The organism is Faecalibacterium sp. An77 (assembly GCF_002161315.1).
Lineage (GTDB): Bacteria > Bacillota > Clostridia > Oscillospirales > Ruminococcaceae > Faecalibacterium.
The window spans coordinates 33,999-47,356 of the sequence record NZ_NFHK01000006.1 but is presented as its reverse complement, the minus strand read 5'-3'; the positions used below and the strand labels follow the sequence as shown (position 1 = coordinate 47,356).

Here is a 13,358-nt window from a genome sequence, read left to right as displayed (position 1 = left end):
TTATGACGGAAACCATCACCCGCGTATCCCAGTATCTCCTGCAGGGAGCCATGTACTTTTACCGCCCCAAGACCATCTACTGCCGGTATCAGTACGCCCTGCGGGATGCCGTGGACCCTGTGCTGCTTCAGGAAGCGGTGGACGCCGCCCTGGAACAGGCGGACTACTTCAAGATGAAGCTGGTCCGGGACAAACGGGAGGTCCGGCTGGAAGAAAACGACCAGCCCTTCACCATCTGCCCCGGCAATGAGCTGCGGGCCATGCCCGAGGAGACCGGCGGCTATCTGTTCAACGTCTCCTATGAAGGGGACACCATCTTTTTTGACTGGTATCACTTTGTGGCGGACGGCCACGGGGTGACCCGGTTCCTGACCCGCATCCTGATGGAGTACTGCAACCGGCGCTATCAGACCGGCTTTGCATGCCCGCCTCTGGGTTCGGCTCCGGCCTACGATATGCAGGCCCTGCTGGCCTATGACCCCACCTTGGGGGAGGAGGGAATGCCCGAGATCGAGCCGGTGCCGGTTCAGGAGAGCCAGCTGCGCCGGACCATGATCCGGCTGGACAAGCAGAGCCTGGTGGATGCCGCCCTGAACTGCGGCGTCAAGCCGGTCAGCGCCCTGCTGGGTCTGCTCAGCCTCTCCATCCAGCCCTTTGTGGAGCGGGAAAAGGTGGAGTACTGCTATTCCACCGATACCCGCCGCACTCTGGGTGTGCCCGAGGCCTTCTATAACTGTGTGGCCTCCTTCCGCCACGGTGTGGACGCCGGCCCGGAGGTGCGGCTGGCGGACATCGCCGCCGACATCGACGCCAACCTGCGCGCCAGCCTCCAGCCTGAGGCCCAGTTGACCCAGATGGCCAAGATGATGGGCTGGGTCTGCCGGGTGGACGCCCTCAAGGCGCCCCTGCGGATCAAGCAGCGGGTGTTCCGCATGGGCGAGACCATGGGCAACTTCCCGGCGGATTTCTGGATCAGCTATCTGGGAGACCCGCTGGGCCCCGACCGGGATTATCCCCCCGCCCTCAACGACTATATCCGGGATTTTGAAGTCTGGGTTCCCCCCGACGGCGCGTCGGTGGGCTTTGAGATCGCCAGCCTTCACGGGCAGCTGATCTGCTGCATCCAGGATAAGCTGGGGCGCGCCGGCCTGACCGACGCCATCCGCGCCGTCATGGAGCGGGAAGGTGTCAAGGTCATCGGCACCGCCGACATCGGCCCCGCGCTGCCCTATCAGGAATAAGCATACATATCAACACCAAAGCCCCGAAGGCGTCCCGCCCTCGGGGTTTTTCTGTAGCGGGAAAAAGAAATGTTTTCCAGATTTTTAGAACGCATCCCATTGGAAAAACACGAAAGATCATTTAAAATGGAGGGCGTCGCCGGCCGGAACGCCCCGGCCGGGCCGGGGGCCTGCAAAAATTTTTTGAGATATCTGAAAAAAACCAGAGGCATCCCTCGTATTAGTAGACAGAACGGGCCGTTCATCAGATCCAAAGGAAAGGAGGCGGGGAAGAAGTGATATGACAGCACAGGAATTTACATCCATGGTAAAGACCTATCAGGGGCTTGTGTATACCGTGTGCTTCCAGCTGGTCCAGGATGCAGATACAGCCCAGGACCTGGCACAGGACACCTTCCTCGCCGCCTGGCGCGCCATAGACCGGTGCCCGGCAGGCTACGAAAAACAATGGCTGGCCCGTATCGCTGCAAACAAAGCGAAAGACCACCTGCGCAGCGGCTGGGTGCGGAAGATGAGCACCCCCGGCGACGAAGTGATGGCACTGGCGGGCGCGCCGCCCGACCAGGGCCCCGAGGCGAAAGCCCTGGCCGGCGTAGGCATGGACGAACTGGAGCGAAAGATTTTGAATCTGCGGGAACCCTATAAAACCCCCTGCCGGCTTTGTTTGCTGGAGGGATATACCCCGGCCGAGGCGGCCAAGATCTGCCGCCGGCCGGAAGCAACGCTGAGCGCCCAGCTTTGGCGGGCGAAGAAAATCCTGCGGCAAGAGATCGAACAGGAAAGGAGGACCGAGGATGGAACTGTTTCGAGATGATGGATGTCTGACCGACGAGGGGCTGCAGGCCCTGCTGGACGGGACGCTGGATGAACTGGGACGGCTGGAAGCCGCCGAACACCTGTCCTTTTGCGACCGGTGCCTGGACCGCTATACGGCGCTGCTGACCGGCAGCGCGCTGGAGCAGCCGGCGCGGGATTTGTCCCGGCCGGTGGGCCGCACCATCCTGATCCGCCTGATGCAAAACGTCTATGGCCGCATGGCAGTGGCCGGCGTGGCGGCGGTGCTGGCGCTGACCCTCTGGCGGGGCGGCAGCCTGGGGCTGATTCTGGCCCGGAACGCTTCCTCGCTGGAAGCCTATGTGCCGGAGCAGATTGATCCCCCGGCGGCGTCCAAGCTGCCCCCCAAGAGCAATTACACCGAGCCGCCCCGGCCGGAAGATAAAACCTCTGTGGCTCGCAGAGCCCATGAAGCGGTCAGCAGCCTTTGGGATGCTCTGACCGGCGCCGCCGATGAGGCGAACACTACCAACTGATGGGAGAGATAACGATGAAAAAGAACGGTTTCTTTACCTTCTGCTTTGCCTTTGTCCCGGGCGCAGGGCAGATGTACCAGGGTTACATGAAACGGGGCCTGTCCCTGATCGGGATTTGCTGCGTGGCCGTGATGATCGGTTCGCTGTTTCAGCCGCTGGTGGCGGCGGCCATGTGCATCTGCTGCGTGGCGTGGATGTACAGCTTTTTCGACACCTTCAATCTCCGGGCCATGCTCAGCGCCAATATGCCCCCCGAGGACGACTATCTGATCCACCTGGGCCACGATGTGACCCTGGATCAGCTGCTGCATCGCCGGCACAAGCTGTTCGGCTGGTGCCTGGTGGCGGTGGGCGTCTACACCCTCTACGATGAGCTGGTGATGGACTTTCTGCGGGAACTGTACTGGAACACCAACAGCAGCTGGATCATCCGTGTGATCTACAACATTATGAACGAGGTCCCCACCGTGGTGATCTGCCTGGCCGTGATTGCCCTGGGCATCTGGCTGGTGCGCGGTCCCCGGAACAAGCCGTCTCAGGCCGACCCCTTCGATCAGCTGGAGGAGTTCTGCGAGTACGGCGTCAAGGAGGAGGAAAGCCATGACGGAGAAGAAAACTGAGGCTGCCCCCGGCACCGCCGGGCCGGCTCCCAATACCCCGCCCAGAGCTTCCGCCCCTGGGCCCCAGGACGGCCGCAGCATCCGCCGGGTGGGCAGCGTCACCCTGGGTCTGTGCCTGATTGCTGTGGGCATCTGCTTTTTGTGCTATTACTTCCTGCCGGTGTTCAACTGGCTGCTGGTGGTCAAAATCGGCGCGCCGGTGGCCCTTATCGCCCTGGGCGCCGAGGTGCTGTGGTGCGCCTCCCATCCCGGCCGGTGGAAATACGACTTCCTGGCGGTGCTGGGCTGCCTGGTGCTGATGGGCGGCGCCTTCTGTCTGACCCTGCTGCCCCTGTTCTGGCAGACGGCCAACCCCACCAAGCGCATCCAGCTGGACGATCTGGGGGAGGCATACGAGAGCAGCCTCTACCAGGCTCTGGAGGATCAGGTGGAGCTGAACGGGGTGGACGCCTATCTGGAAACCCGTTTCGGGGTGGATGCGCCCCGGACTCTGGAGGAGATCGACGGCGCCGGGGTGCGGTTCTGGCTGGATATCGACCTCTATGGACCCTATGAGGGCACCGAGGCCTTTGCCGCCGACTGTGCCCGTGTGATGGAGGCCGTCCGGGCCCAGGGCGTGCTGCCCGACCGGGTGAACATCGAGTGGGTGAGCCCCGACCGTCAGTCCAGTCTGGAACTGAACCTGGACACCCCCGCCAAGATGGCCTGGTCCACCGACCAGATGGCCCAGCGGACCGAGGTCTGGGCCGCGGAGGCCTACCCGGCCACCGACGACCAGAATCTGGACCAGGAGAACAGCACAGACTCTGCCGCCAGCGCCGCCCTGGCGGACCGCGTTTCTGCATCGGACAGCACCGTGCAGCCCTCGGACCAGGCGGTCCCGGCAGGGGAAAACACCCGTTACCCCGACGAGGCGATGGCGGAAGCGGTCTCCTGAGCGCACAAGCTTGAAACAACCCCTTGCAATGAGATAGAGCAGACCCCCGGCCCCGACGGAAAACCATCGGGGCCGGGGGCCTTGTTTTGTGTTTTGTTTTAGGAGATGGGATAGGTTAGTTCTTTTCGGCGATCATTTCGGTGTAGGCCAGGATCAGGGGGCCCACGCCCTTGGCGTCGTTGCAGACCACCGGCTCACTGTAATAGTAGGCCAGGCTGCCGTCCCGGTGCTGGGCGCCGCCCAGACCGGCCACCAGGCAGATGCCGTCCAGCTGGAGGCTGCCGTCCGGGTTCTTGGACAGGTACTTGTCGCAGGTGCCGTAGAAGGCTTTCTCGGCCCAGGCGGTCATCCGCTTGGGCAGCAGGCCCAGCCGGACGCCCTTGAGGACCGCATAGGCAAACAGGGCGGTGCCGCTGGTTTCCAGATAGTTGCCCTCCTCGCCGCCGTGGTCGATCACCTGCCAGAACATGCCGGTCTCCTCGTCCTGGTACTTGTGGATGTCCTCGATGGTCTGCTTGAGCATGGCCTGGATGCCGCGGTACTCGTTGTAGAGCTGCTCATCCATCCGCTCCAGCACATCCACCATGGCCACCATGAACCAGCCCATGGCCCGCAGCCAGAAGTTGGGGCTGCAGCCGGTCACCGGGTTGGCCCAGTACATCTGGCGGCTCTCGTCGTAGCCATGGTAGTACAGGCCGGTCTTGGGGTCCCGCATGTACTTCTGAATGTTCATGAACTGATGGTAGCTGTCGATGCAGCCGCTCATCTTGTTGAAGCGGGTCTCATACTCCATGTAGAAGGGCTGGGCCATGTAGGCGCCGTCCAGCCACACCTGCCAGGGGTAGATGTTCTTGTGCCAGAAGTTCCCCTCCTTGGTGCGGGGCTGGGTCTGCAGCTGGCTGTCGATGACGTCGATGGCCTTGCGGTACTTCTCCTCGCCGAAGATGTCGTAGAGGATGAACAGGTTTTTGCCCTGATTCACGTTGTCCAGGTTGTACTCCTTGGGGTCATAGGTGAGGATGGAGCCGTCGGGCTGGACGAACCAGTCGATGAACTCCTTGGAGAAGTCCAGATACTTTTTGTCCCCGGTGGTGTTGTACAGGCTCAGGCAGGCGGTAATCATGCAGCCGTCGATGTAGTTCCACTTGTTGGGCTGGCCGCTGCGGACCTTTTCAATGTTCCACATGGGGGCCTCGGCGCTGGAGTTGGCGATGAGATAGTCAACGTACTCCCCCAGCATGGTCAGAATTTCCTGGTGCGTCATGGTTGTCAGTCCTCCTCAAAGCTGCCTACATTGGCAAACTGGAGCCGCTCGCCCTCGTATCCTTCGATCTGGACGTTGTGCAGCTCGATCTTCTCCACGTTCTCGGCGTAAATGGCCAGTTTCTTGACCAGGGGCCGGTTGTCCGCCATGGCGGCCTGGCCGGCTTCGGCGTTGGGATCAAAGGTGATCTTCACGTCCTTCATGATGACTTCCCCGATGGGCATTTCGGGCAGGCCGTCAAAGTAGCAGCCGGCGTACTGGGCGTCGGTGGCCACAATGTTCTCCATGGTCAGGCTGCCCAGCCGCGGGGTGTAGTCGTCCACCTTCATGGCCTGGCGGCACTGGACGTAATCGCTGTGGCCGTCGGGGTCACAGAAGTAGAACATATTGATGACAAAGGGAGCCTTGACGCCCTTCATCTCCACGTTGCGGAACACCAGCCCGTCGATGACGGCGGTTTTGCCGCGGCCCCGGCGGGTCTTGACCCGCAGGCCCCGGTCGGTGTGGTCCATCAGGCACTGGGTCACCACCATGTCCTTGACGCCGCCCGACATCTCGCTGCCGATGACAATGCCGCCGTGGCCCTTGTCCAGCAGGCAGTTGCGGATGACGGTCTGCTTGCAGCTCTTCTGGAGCTTCATTCCCAGAAAGACCTTGCTGGCCTTCATGGCGATGCAGTCGTCGCCCACATGGATGTCCACGCCGATGATCCGGGTGTTGACGCAGCTCTCGGGGTCGATGCCGTCGGTGTTGGGGGCGTCATAGGGGTTGCGGATCTTGAAGTCCAGCAGGTCCAGACCGGTGGAGAACATGGGATGGATGGTCCAGGAGTAGCTGTTCTTCACCGTCACGCCGTGGAGCACCACATACTTGCTGTCGGTGATGGAGACCACCCGGGGACGCCAGGCAATCTTTTTCTTTTTGGCGTCCTGCCACCAGTCGCCGTTCTGGGCGTCGGCGTCCAGCTCACCCTGGCCGGTGATGGTGACGTCCTCCGCCTGGGTGACGTTGATGAGGCTGGCCATGCTGTCCAGGGGGTTGCCCTCCCAGCCGGTCAGATAGTATTCGTCCACCTCGTTCTCACTGGGCAGGACACCCGGCAGAATGGGGTAGTGGGTGCGGTCGTTGTCGCCCAGAATCACAGCGCCCTTTTCCAGATAGAGGGTGGTGTGGCTCTTGAGGAACAGGCTGGCGCAGCGGTAGCGGCCCGCCGGCAGATAGACGGTGCCCCCGGCCGGGCAGGTGGACAGGGCGGCCTGCAGTTTGGCGGTGTCGTCGGTGACGCCGTCGCCCGCCAGGCCGTACCGGGACGCATCCACAAAGAAGGTCTCGGCCCGGGTGTCAAAGTCCAGGGTCAGTTCCTCGCCGCTGGCCCGGACGGTGAGGGTGTAATGATGGCCGGGCAGAAGGGAGTAGACCGAGAACACGTTGGTGTTGCAGGCATCGTAGACCTCCTGACCGTCCAGCAGAACGGCGAAGGGCTCGGCCGGACGGAAGCACAGGCCGTTCTCCAGCTCAAAGACGGCGCTGCGGGTCATGGAACGAATCAATGTCAGTTTCATAGAAAATCATCCTTGTACTATTGTTTCGTGTGGGCAAAGTGTGTTATGATGAGAAAAAACAACACAGGAAAGGGGAACCCAAGATGAAAAACGACCCGGGCGGCAAAAAGAACAGCCAGGACGGCAAACTGGAAGTCCGGACCATTCAGGTCACCCAGACAGCCCGGCTGGCCAGCGCCAGCAGCAACGAGGGCTGTCTGGTCATGGTGCTGAGCGGCAGCGGAATGCTGTACTGGAACCAGATCCCGGGCAACGGCGTGGGCGCCGGGCCGGACAGCGTCCTGCTGCTGGGCCGCCGGGACTATGACTTTGAGCCGGCGGGGGGCTGGCCTGCGGAACTGCTGGTCTGCCGGTTTCCCCTGGAGATGATGAGTGAGGTGCAAAAGGCCCAGCTGCTGGACAACAGCAAAGCGCCGGTGGTCCTGCTGGGAGACCCGGTGTGGTCGGGCCGGATGCGCACCCTGCTGGAGCTGGCCGCCGGCGCCTGGCAGGAGCCGGACTGTCCCGGGCGGCTGTACCTGGCCCTTTTGCTCCACTATGTGGGCAAAGAGGCCGCCGACGAGAGCGGCAGCGCGTCCCAGCAGCGCAACGAGACCATCGAGAAGATCTGCGCCTACCTCAACGCCAACTACAGCCAGAAACTCAACCTCAGCGGGGTGGCGGCACAGTTTTACCTGTCGCCCTACTACCTGAGCCGGCTGTTCCGCCGGGTGACGGGCCAGTCCATCGTGGACTTCATCAACGTGCGCCGCATCGAGGAGGCCCGCCGCCTGCTGGAGAATACCGACCTGCGGATCAACCATGTGGCCGAACAGACCGGCTTCTCCACCACCGCCCATTTCCGGCGGGTGTTCCGGGAACAGGTGGGGGTCAGTCCGGTGCAGTACCGCAAGGTGCACCGGGGCGGCGAAAAGTGAAAACGTTTGGGTTCCAACAAAAAGTCCCCTGTGCCATGACCACGGCACAGGGGATTTTGTTCAGTGGGTCGTCAGGTGACCGGGCGCGGGGGGATTAGCCCTTGACTGCGCCGGCGGAAATGCCCTCGACGAACTGGTCCTGTGCACAGAAGAAGACGATCAGCTGCGGCAGGATGGAGATCAGGGACAGAGCCAGGATACGGTTCCACTGGAAGCCGGTATCACCGTCCATCGACAGCTTGACGAAGAGGGACATGGGGTACTTGGCGGGGGTGGAAACGTAGAGCAGCGGGCCCATGAAGTCGTTGCAGCTCCACATGAACTGGAACAGCGCGCAGGAAACCAGCGCGGGCAGCAGCATGGGGACGATAACCCGGTACAGGGTCTGGAAGGAGGAGCAGCCGTCGATGGCGGCAGCCTCGTCCAGGTCACGGGGAACGTTGCGCATGAACTGAATCAGCTGGTAGACAAAGTAGGTCTCAGTCGCGAAAGCGGTGTGGACCCAGATTGCCAGATAGAAGGGGCTGTTGATCCAGCCGAAGCTGTTGTACAGCAGGAACTGGGGCACGTTCAGAACCACCTGGGGCAGGAACAGGGTGGCCAGCATGACGCTGAACATCAGTTTCCGGCCGGGGAAGTCGAAACGGCCAAAGCCGTAGGCGGCGATGCAGGAGGAGACCACCGTGCAGATGACCTTGGGCAGGACGTAGCTGTAGGTGTTGACCATGGCCTGCAGGATGTTGATGGAGCCGCCGAAGTCGTTCAGAGCGTTGCGGTAACCATCCAGCGTGGGGTTCTTGACCCACAGGCTGATGCCCGCAAAGATCTCACTGTTGTCCTTGAAGGTGGCGCTGACCATCCACAGCAGGGGATAGATCATAATCAGACCCACCAGAATCAGGACGAAGTACTTGAAGAAGGTAGCGATGCGATGTGCAGCTTTCATTCCCATACTCATTCACCTTACCTTTCGTCCGAGTAGTAGACCCACTTCTTCTGGCTGGTGAAGGCGATGATGGTCAGCACGCAGACGATGAGGAACATGATCCAGGCCAGAGCGGAGGCCATGCCCATTTCGTTCTGTTTGAAGGCGTACTGGTAAACCAGCAGGGAGATCAGGGTAGTGGAATTGCGGGGGCCGCCGCCCGTGATGATGTAGGGTCCGTTGAACTCCTGGAAAGCCTGGCAGATCTGGGTGACCAGGTTGTAGAAGATGATGGGGGTAATCATGGGGACGGTGATGGAGAAGAACTGGCGCCACTTGCCTGCGCCGTCGATGGTGGCGGCTTCGTACAGGTCAGCGGGCACGCCCTTCAGGGCGGCCAGGAACAGCACCATGGCCGAACCGAACTGCCAGATACGCAGCAGGCAGATAACCCACAGGGCATAGCTGGGGTCAGACAGCCAGGACGGGCCGTCGAAAGCGCCGAAGGTGACCATCTTGATCAGGGTGTTGATCAGACCGTCGTCACGGAAGACGGCGCGCCACAGCACGGCGATGGCCACCGAGCCGCCCAGAATCGAGGGGATGTAGTAGGCGGTACGGAAGGCGTTGACGAACTTGATGTTGAAGTTCAGGATGTAAGCGATGAACAGGGCGAAGATCAGCTTCAGGGGCACCGTGATGAAGGAGTACTGGAAGGTGGTGATCAGGGCCTTGGTGATACGGGTGTTGGTGAAGGCATCCACGTAGTTCATCACGCCGTACTGGCTGATGCCCGAGAAGAAGTTCATGTCGGTGAAGCTGTAGAACAGCGACTGACCGAAGGGAATGGCCTTGAATACCACGAAGCCGATGATCCACGGAATCAGATAGAACAGGCCCTGGTATTTGTCGCACCATTTCTGAAAGGGTGTGCGCCCGACCGCAGGCGCATTGTTGGCTTTCATCAAGGGATTCCTCCTTTTTGGCAGGATTTTACGTTATCATGCAGCAACCTGCCGCAAAAATGCCAACAAACCGAAAAACTATCAGGCAAAAAGCTTGGACCTTGGCCTGAAAAAGGGGATACCCGCTTCGGATGAGGGAAACAGGTACCCCCGCTTGGCATTGTCACAGCAGGGCTGCTTTTTTAGAAAAGGAGCCTTTGTGCGTAAATTTTAGGCGTTGATGGTGTAGCCGACGCTCTCCATGCCGTCCAGCAGGATGTCCACAACGTCTGCGCCCGAAGCACCGTCGTAGTCGATGGTGTCGAAGACTTCCTGGTAGATGCCAGTGCCGTCAGCCTTCAGGTTGTTGTGCTCGAACAGGGGATCCAGCTGGAAGGAGCAGAAGGCCAGAACCTTGCTGTTGGCCTCCTCGACCAGGGTGTCCACAGCGCCGGCAGCCTCAGCAGCAGCCAGGCCGGACTTGGAAGCGGGAATGCCGCACTCGGAACCCATGATGGAAGCGCCAGCCTCTTCGTTCAGCAGGAAGTTGATCAGCATGGCAGCCTCGGCGGGGTGCTGGCAGGTCTTGGTGATGGCCAGGCCCATGGAAACCTTGGTGAAGCCGCCCTTGTAGTCGCCGAACTGGATCTCCTCGCCCACGGTGAAGCCGTCGCGGTTGTCGGTGTCCAGAGCGTCACGGTACTTGGAAGCAGCGGAATCCCACTCGAAGATGCCGGCCAGCTTGCCGGTGATCCACTCGTTGGACTGGTTGGCAGCGGTGGAACCGTTGTTGCCGTAGTAGGTGGGCAGGGGCATGATGACGTGCTTGTCCACCAGGCTCTTGATGAAGTCCAGGCCCTCGGCGATCTCGTCGGCGGTGTAGTTCAGGGTGGAGGTGGAGGGATCAGCCCAATCCTTGCCGTAGATGGACTCCAGATAGAAGACGGTCAGGATCATACGGTCGTAGCCGCCCAGGTGCAGGGGGTAGTAATCCTCGCCCAGCTTGGTCTGGAAAGCTTCGCCTGCAGCGTACAGGTCGTCCAGAGTCTTGGGAACTTCGGTGATGCCAGCCTTGTTGAAGGTGGTCATGTTCCAGAAGAAGATACGGCCGGTCATGGAGACGGGGACAGCCTGCTGCATGCCAGCGACGACGCAGGCGTTCAGGGGGGCCTCATCCCACTGGGTCAGGTCGATGTAATCGGAAACGGTGTTCAGATCAATGAAGGTCTGGCCGTTGCTGGAGTAGTTGTACAGCCAGTTCCAGTTGACCTGGCAGACATCCTCAGCCACGCCGCCGGCGAACTTGGTGGACATGGTGTCCTCCCAGCCGGACCATGCAGCGAAGGTGGGGCTGACGGTGATGTTGGTGTGCTCCTCCGAGAAAGCGGCGATGGCTTCCTGATAAGCGGTGTGACGGGTGTCGCCGCCCCACCAGCTGATGGTCAGGGAGACGTCGCCCTCAGCGGGAGCGGCCACAGAAGTGGCGGTGGAAGCGGCAGTCGAAGAACCGTTGCCGCCGCAGGCTGCCAGCAGGCCGGCTGCGCCAACAGCGCCCGTGACCTTCAGGAAGTCACGACGAGAAATTGCGTTGCTCATTTTTTCTCCTCCTAAATTGAAAAACACAAAACTCCTAGAGGGGCTTTACCGGACCCCCTTGTATACAATTATGATAGCAAAAAACTGCGCGAAAAGAAAGACGCAAATTGTGGATTTACGGCCAAAAACGCGCATATCTTGCTGTGCTGTGGAAGGCTGTTTGTGACCCTTTGCCGAAATATCCAAACTTGCCACAAAAAGTTGTGCAACTTGTACACAACACGGCTTTGTACAAATTTGACAGAAATAAGGGGTCTGAACTTTTGAAAATACTGATATATTAGCGACTTTCCCGGGATACAACTGGTATTTCAGTTGAAAAAAGCAAAATAAAACGCCGCAGGAACGTGCTGCGGCGCAGTGTAAACCGGGGGCAAAATTTGTGCGGGAAAGCGGGTTTTCGCCCTCCCGGCAGCCCTGGAAAAGGATGGGCCCCTTCCGCTTTGCCGCCGGGGCAGCCCGGACGGCAGAAAAGAAGGGGTCGGAAAAGAGAACCATTCTTGTGAAAAAGATGACAAATAAAATTCGCTTTGGAACGGCGCAAAGGGAAAGATTTCACCGCCGGGCGGCATAAAAGGCCCGCCGCTCCCGGAAGTAGCACTGAGGGCACATGCTGACGTACTGGACGTCGTTTTCCATGTCGATGGCCACCTGTTCGCCCTCAAAGACGAACTTTCCGCCCACCTTGCGGGCGTTGCAGATGGCCTTGCGGCCGCAGGAGCAGATGGTTTTCATCTCCTCGATGGTGTGGGCCAGCTCCATCAAACGGGTGGAGCCGGGGAAGCCCTTGAGGGAGAAATCACTCCGCAGGCCGTAGCAGATGACGGGGACCCCCAGGTCCACCGTCACCATAAACAGCTGCTCCGCCTGGGCCGGGGTGAAAAACTGGCTCTCGTCGCACAGGACGCAGGCCAGGGGCGCGTCGTGGGCGGCGCGGTCGGCCTCCACCGCAGCAAACACGTCGTCGCCGGGGCGGATCAGCAGGTCGGCGGCCCGGCGAACGCCCAGTCGGCTGACCAGGTCGCTGCCGCCCTTGGAGTCCACCTGGGGTTTGAGGATCAGCACCCGCATCCCCTGTTCTTCGTAGTTGTGGGCCACCTGCATCAGGGCGGTGCTCTTGCCGCTGTTCATGGCGCCGTAGCGGAAATATAACTTAGCCATAGAATTCCTTTTTATAGAATCGTTGTATGCACAAAGCCGCCCCGCCCGCCGCAGGCGGACAGGGCAGAATCTTGGATGCAGAAAATCGAAGGCTTTTGACTTGAGACTTTAAAAAGTAAGGGCGGTCAGTCCCCGTTGCGCAGACGGTAGCCCAAACTCATGAGGCTGTCGCCCAGGTGGACGTTCTCCACCACCGCGTCCGGGAAGGGAACCGACAGGTCGTAGTGGGAGAAGTTCCAGTAACCCCGGATGCCCAGCTGGACCAGCCGGCCGCTGATTTCCTCGGCGCCGCTGCGGGGCAGGCAGAGGACTGCGACCTGGGGATGATGCTCGGCGCAGAAGGCGTCCAGATCGTCCAGGTGGCGGATGGGGATGCCGCTGATGGTCTGGCCCATCAGTTCGGGCTTGACGTCAAAGGCGGCAATCAGGCTGAAACCGTTGTTGTTGTTGGCAATGAAGCTGCTGACGGCGGTGCCCAGACGGCCACAGCCAAACAGGATGGCGGGCAGACGCTCGCCGTTGCCGAACAGAAGTCCTTCCAGAATGGCCAGCAGGTTGTCCACCGAGTAGCCGATGCCCTGGCGGCCGTTGACGTCGCCGATGCAGTTGAAGTCCTGACGGACCTGGGAGGCGGTGGTGCCCATCTGGGCGGCCAGCTCTCGGGAAGAGATGCTGGTGATGTTGGCATCCTTCAGGGCTCGGAGATAGCGGTAATATTTGGGCAGGCGCCGGATGACCGGTACCGAAGCCTTGACGGACGGATTCATGGCAGGACCTCCTCTTGCATTTACCTGAAATTTTGGATAACTTGGCAGGAAAAAGGAAACATTTCTCTCTATAAGTATACGACATTTGCTGAGAATGTCAAACCCTTGTCAATG

Annotated in this window: 13 protein-coding genes; 6 read left to right on the top strand and 7 right to left on the bottom strand. The window is 60.5% G+C overall.

The genetic code is table 11. The annotated features are described in order from the left end of the window. Positions 1-2 precede the first annotated feature (2 nt). From B5G28_RS03870 to B5G28_RS03845, 5 genes are all read left to right on the top strand, one after another. Positions 3-1,241, top strand: a complete 1,239-nt coding sequence (locus B5G28_RS03870; RefSeq protein WP_242967453.1) for a hypothetical protein — start codon at positions 3-5, stop codon at positions 1,239-1,241. 280 nt (positions 1,242-1,521) lie between these two features. Beyond that, a complete protein-coding gene (locus B5G28_RS03860; protein WP_242967452.1) occupies positions 1,522-2,055 on the top strand; it encodes an RNA polymerase sigma factor in 534 nt (177 codons plus the stop codon). Continuing rightward, a complete protein-coding gene (locus B5G28_RS03855; RefSeq protein ID WP_087246403.1) occupies positions 2,036-2,551 on the top strand; it encodes a hypothetical protein in 516 nt (171 codons plus the stop codon). The genes B5G28_RS03860 and B5G28_RS03855 overlap by 20 nt, the downstream gene beginning before the upstream one ends. Before the next feature lie 14 nt (positions 2,552-2,565). Then, positions 2,566-3,171: a hypothetical protein gene (locus B5G28_RS03850; protein ID WP_087246402.1), complete on the top strand. Its 606-nt coding sequence runs from the start codon at positions 2,566-2,568 to the stop codon at positions 3,169-3,171. Then, on the top strand, positions 3,152-4,108 hold the full coding sequence (locus B5G28_RS03845) for a hypothetical protein (RefSeq protein ID WP_087246401.1): 957 nt from the start codon (positions 3,152-3,154) through the stop codon (positions 4,106-4,108). Before B5G28_RS03850 ends, B5G28_RS03845 begins: the two co-directional genes overlap by 20 nt. Positions 4,109-4,223: 115 nt before the next feature. On the opposite strand, the gene B5G28_RS03840 is transcribed toward B5G28_RS03845, so the two are convergent. Further along, positions 4,224-5,372, bottom strand: coding sequence for a glycoside hydrolase family 88 protein (locus tag B5G28_RS03840; RefSeq protein WP_087246400.1), 1,149 nt, complete (start codon positions 5,370-5,372; stop codon positions 4,224-4,226). A 5-nt stretch (positions 5,373-5,377) separates the two neighbouring features. Further along, positions 5,378-6,934 (bottom strand): glycoside hydrolase family 28 protein, encoded by a 1,557-nt coding sequence (locus B5G28_RS03835; protein WP_087246399.1) that lies wholly within the window; start codon positions 6,932-6,934, stop codon positions 5,378-5,380. A gap of 83 nt (positions 6,935-7,017) precedes the next feature. Between B5G28_RS03835 and B5G28_RS03830 the strand changes: the two genes are divergently transcribed. Next, positions 7,018-7,851: an AraC family transcriptional regulator gene (locus B5G28_RS03830; protein WP_242967451.1), complete on the top strand. Its 834-nt coding sequence runs from the start codon at positions 7,018-7,020 to the stop codon at positions 7,849-7,851. A gap of 94 nt (positions 7,852-7,945) precedes the next feature. Here B5G28_RS03830 and B5G28_RS03825 read toward each other — a convergent pair whose 3' ends face one another. From B5G28_RS03825 to B5G28_RS03805, 5 genes are all read right to left on the bottom strand, one after another. Then, positions 7,946-8,803 carry a carbohydrate ABC transporter permease gene (locus B5G28_RS03825; RefSeq protein ID WP_087246447.1) on the bottom strand — a complete coding sequence of 286 codons (858 nt, stop codon included), beginning with the start codon at positions 8,801-8,803 and terminating at the stop codon, positions 7,946-7,948. Positions 8,804-8,814: 11 nt separating this feature from the next. Beyond that, the gene (locus B5G28_RS03820; RefSeq protein ID WP_087246398.1) at positions 8,815-9,741 is read right to left on the bottom strand and encodes a sugar ABC transporter permease; all 927 of its coding nucleotides are present in this window, start codon (positions 9,739-9,741) and stop codon (positions 8,815-8,817) included. 210 nt (positions 9,742-9,951) lie between these two features. Continuing rightward, entirely contained in the window at positions 9,952-11,316 is a 1,365-nt protein-coding gene (locus B5G28_RS03815; protein WP_087246397.1) for an extracellular solute-binding protein, read from the bottom strand. 555 nt (positions 11,317-11,871) lie between these two features. Further along, positions 11,872-12,477, bottom strand: a complete 606-nt coding sequence (locus B5G28_RS03810; protein ID WP_087246396.1) for a thymidine kinase — start codon at positions 12,475-12,477, stop codon at positions 11,872-11,874. A 125-nt stretch (positions 12,478-12,602) separates the two neighbouring features. Then, a complete protein-coding gene (locus B5G28_RS03805; protein WP_087246395.1) occupies positions 12,603-13,244 on the bottom strand; it encodes a redox-sensing transcriptional repressor Rex in 642 nt (213 codons plus the stop codon). Positions 13,245-13,358 lie beyond the last annotated feature (114 nt).

Excerpts from the sequence above, each read along its gene's own strand:
- B5G28_RS03805 (WP_087246395.1), bottom strand. The coding sequence starts at position 13,244 with ATGAATCCGTCCGTCAAGGCTTCGGTACCGGTCATCCGGCGCCTGCCC.
- B5G28_RS03845 (WP_087246401.1), top strand. The coding sequence starts at position 3,152 with ATGACGGAGAAGAAAACTGAGGCTGCCCCCGGCACCGCCGGGCCGGCT.
- B5G28_RS03855 (WP_087246403.1), top strand. The coding sequence starts at position 2,036 with ATGGAACTGTTTCGAGATGATGGATGTCTGACCGACGAGGGGCTGCAG.
- B5G28_RS03810 (WP_087246396.1), bottom strand. The coding sequence starts at position 12,477 with ATGGCTAAGTTATATTTCCGCTACGGCGCCATGAACAGCGGCAAGAGC.
- B5G28_RS03820 (WP_087246398.1), bottom strand. The coding sequence starts at position 9,741 with ATGAAAGCCAACAATGCGCCTGCGGTCGGGCGCACACCCTTTCAGAAA.
- B5G28_RS03815 (WP_087246397.1), bottom strand. The coding sequence starts at position 11,316 with ATGAGCAACGCAATTTCTCGTCGTGACTTCCTGAAGGTCACGGGCGCT.
- B5G28_RS03860 (WP_242967452.1), top strand. The coding sequence starts at position 1,522 with ATGACAGCACAGGAATTTACATCCATGGTAAAGACCTATCAGGGGCTT.
- B5G28_RS03850 (WP_087246402.1), top strand. The coding sequence starts at position 2,566 with ATGAAAAAGAACGGTTTCTTTACCTTCTGCTTTGCCTTTGTCCCGGGC.
- B5G28_RS03840 (WP_087246400.1), bottom strand. The coding sequence starts at position 5,372 with ATGACGCACCAGGAAATTCTGACCATGCTGGGGGAGTACGTTGACTAT.
- B5G28_RS03835 (WP_087246399.1), bottom strand. The coding sequence starts at position 6,934 with ATGAAACTGACATTGATTCGTTCCATGACCCGCAGCGCCGTCTTTGAG.
- B5G28_RS03870 (WP_242967453.1), top strand. The coding sequence starts at position 3 with ATGACGGAAACCATCACCCGCGTATCCCAGTATCTCCTGCAGGGAGCC.
- B5G28_RS03830 (WP_242967451.1), top strand. The coding sequence starts at position 7,018 with ATGAAAAACGACCCGGGCGGCAAAAAGAACAGCCAGGACGGCAAACTG.
- B5G28_RS03825 (WP_087246447.1), bottom strand. The coding sequence starts at position 8,803 with ATGGGAATGAAAGCTGCACATCGCATCGCTACCTTCTTCAAGTACTTC.